Origin of the sequence: Spiroplasma sp. hyd1 (assembly GCF_016082235.1) — a bacterium.
Classification (GTDB): Bacteria; Bacillota_I; Bacilli_A; order Mycoplasmatales; family Mycoplasmataceae; genus Spiroplasma; species Spiroplasma poulsonii.
Map to the genome: position 1 here is coordinate 1 of NZ_JXYY01000086.1, position 2,838 is coordinate 2,838.

Here is a 2,838-nt window from a genome sequence, read left to right on the forward strand (position 1 = left end):
CTATTTAACCCACTCATATCAACATTAATGTCTTTTCCATCCGGAGTATAAATAAAATAATCAATGTTTAATTTTGCAGTATTACATTTTTTAATAATATATGAATTTACTGATAAATTAGCAGCATCTCTAATTTTTGAAACATCTGATTCATTTAATTTAACTTCGGGTAAAACTCCTGTTATATCAACATAATTTGCTGGTTGTGGATCAGGGGGAATTCGTTGTGAAATAACATCACTTGTATATTCTTTTCAATATGATGCCACTTGCTCAAAATTTAATTTACTAACATCATTAGAATCAAGATTTTTATAGGTTGCTAAATAGTTTTTTAAATGCACTCCATGAATTGTAGTTCAGAAATCAACAGCAATGTTTGCATTATTTAAAACATCTAAAAAACGAGGATATTTATCTTGATATTGGGCGCCAATTAAAACATATTTCTCATAAGCTAAACCATCAGGAGTTTTAGTAATATAATGTCAAAATCCTTCTCAACTTCAATATTTATTATCAGTATCAGGCACAATAACTGTTAATTTTTGGTTTGCATCAGGTGTAGTAAATTCATTTAAATTATTATCAACTTCCTCTCTTAAAACATTAGCAACTTCTGTTGTCGAAAATAATTGTTGAACACCCATTCCAGCAACTGAACCTTCAGCAAGAAAACCCAAATCATAATCATCTGGATTGTTATTTGAATCAATTACTTCCCCATTTTTATTCAATGGGTCTAATGGAAATGGATAATTTGATTTTCTTTTAACTCATAAAATTTGAGTTTTTGTCCCAGTATCTGGATTAACTTCTTTATCATATTTTGGATTTGCTTTACCATCAATCGTTGGCTGAATTAAAATATTTTGATCAGGATTATTTTGAGGATCTCAAGCATATCATTTTTCTTGCAAGGTAGGTACTAAATTATCAATTGTATACTTAATTTCATATTGTGATTTATAAGTTCCATCATCATGATAAACAATAATGTCATAAACATTATTAGCTTTTGTTCCTTGTTCTACTCGTTGATCAGTCATATCATAAATAAACTTATTGTTTAAAACTTGAACTGGTTTACCATTAACAGTCATCCATTCTGATGAATCACTTAAACCATCAAACTCAATATGTGCTGTTGTATGATATTGAATATTTCCGCCATAGTCGTCAGTTACCTTATTAGGTTCTAGCTGTATACCAGTATCAGGAACCATTCCTTTAGTTGAATCTTGCGGATTAACAATTTGTCCTGGCATAATGTGTAATCTTTCTCGCAATGATTTACTTCAATAGTTTTTTGATAAAGTAATATTAATTGGTGTTGAAAATGGCCATACTACTTGTTGCTGAGTAACTGGATCAAGGAATTTAAAAATCACTGTTGCAGTTCGATTAGTATCACTAAAAGCATATGGCTGAATATATTGTTGTCAATCACTATATTCATTTCCTAATACGTTTGAAATAATAGTATTAATTTTTGTTGTTTCATCATTTCCTTTTCCGGTTGGATCTATAATATTTCTTTTGTCTTCTAAACTTCCTGAATAATCACTTACTAAATTAATGGTATTAGATAAAGCATTAGTCAAATTATTTTTAATAGGATCTAAATTTCAATTTGAATCCATTGTTACTTTTGAAACTTGTAATTTACTTTCTGTGTCAGTTCAAGATGAGTTTCCACCCCGATACATTCAACAGTAAACCTTAAAATTAAAATATAACTTATTATATAATCAAGAAATATCTACAGTAGCATTATTAGAAGCTTGATTTTGTGAACCTTTTTGCGACCAATTAAAAAATGTATAAGTTGAATCATTACTTTGTAATTTTATTGTAACAGGGCCATTATAGTCTTGACTATGGCTAAATCCTGATGAAGATGAATGAGCATAAAAAGTATTAAATGTTATAGTTTTATAATACTTTAAAAAGGTATCTTTGTTCTTAGCATATGATAAGTAATCAAAAATATACTGTTTATTATCTGAATCACTTAAAGTTTTTCATCAAGAATTTGTTCCTTTAGAAACATCCATATTTACATCTGGATTAACTGAAATTGATGGATAAAATGGTGATCCACGTAAATTACTATACATTGAAATTAATTGCTTGGTACTTAATGGTAATAATGGCGTTGAAAATAAACTACTTGTTATAATTAATGATAATAATGTTTTCATTATTTCTTGTTATTAATTTGCGATAATGTTCTATAATTTTGCTGATAAATATTTTGTTCCCGTAGTTTTATTTTCTTTGTTTCATTGACCATATTTTGTAAATAAGAATTTAACAAACTTCCTGGTATTTTTTTGTTAGCTAATAATCCTTCTTTATCTCAAACCAAATAGGAAATATCTTGATTAATTCCAATTTTAATATAATTTTTATTATTCTGTTCATAAACATAATTTTTGTTTATTTTAATTATTTGCATATGGTTTTATTAAATTGACAATTTTTAATGGGATAATTTTATTACCAAATTTATCAATTTCAACTTTACTTTTAACCAAACTGTCTGCTTTAATTATATAATTCTTCCAATTATATTTTTTATTTAATTCCATTTTTCTTGCCTCCTATATATAAAGTGCTAAATAAGTCACTAAACAAATACTAAAGATACTAACACAAGTGATCATTAATATTAATAAAAATCGTTTTTGCTGTTTTTCATATAATAGTTCATCAAATTCAAAATTATTATGTTCCACTTTCTTTTTTTCTTTTAAAATTTTTATTGAGTATTTCTCTTCATTATTTTTAACATTACATTTATTCTTAATACCAAATTTACGAAAATATTTATAT

At 26.3% G+C, this 2,838-nt stretch carries 4 protein-coding genes; all 4 read right to left on the bottom strand.

Annotated elements, in window-relative coordinates; genetic code table 4:
• The coding region (locus TS70_RS06235) for an Mbov_0399 family ICE element protein (protein WP_198049737.1) at positions 1 to 2,204 on the bottom strand (2,204 nt) is incomplete at its 3' end.
• Positions 2,204 to 2,461: a hypothetical protein gene (locus TS70_RS06240; RefSeq protein ID WP_198049738.1), complete on the bottom strand. Its 258-nt coding sequence runs from the start codon at positions 2,459 to 2,461 to the stop codon at positions 2,204 to 2,206. The genes TS70_RS06235 and TS70_RS06240, both read right to left, overlap by 1 nt.
• Positions 2,448 to 2,594, bottom strand: coding sequence for a hypothetical protein (locus TS70_RS06245; RefSeq protein ID WP_198049739.1), 147 nt, complete (start codon positions 2,592 to 2,594; stop codon positions 2,448 to 2,450). The genes TS70_RS06240 and TS70_RS06245 overlap by 14 nt, the downstream gene beginning before the upstream one ends.
• A 12-nt stretch (positions 2,595 to 2,606) precedes the next feature.
• On the bottom strand, positions 2,607 to 2,838 hold a 232-nt coding region (locus TS70_RS07995; protein WP_232332552.1), incomplete at its 5' end, for a hypothetical protein.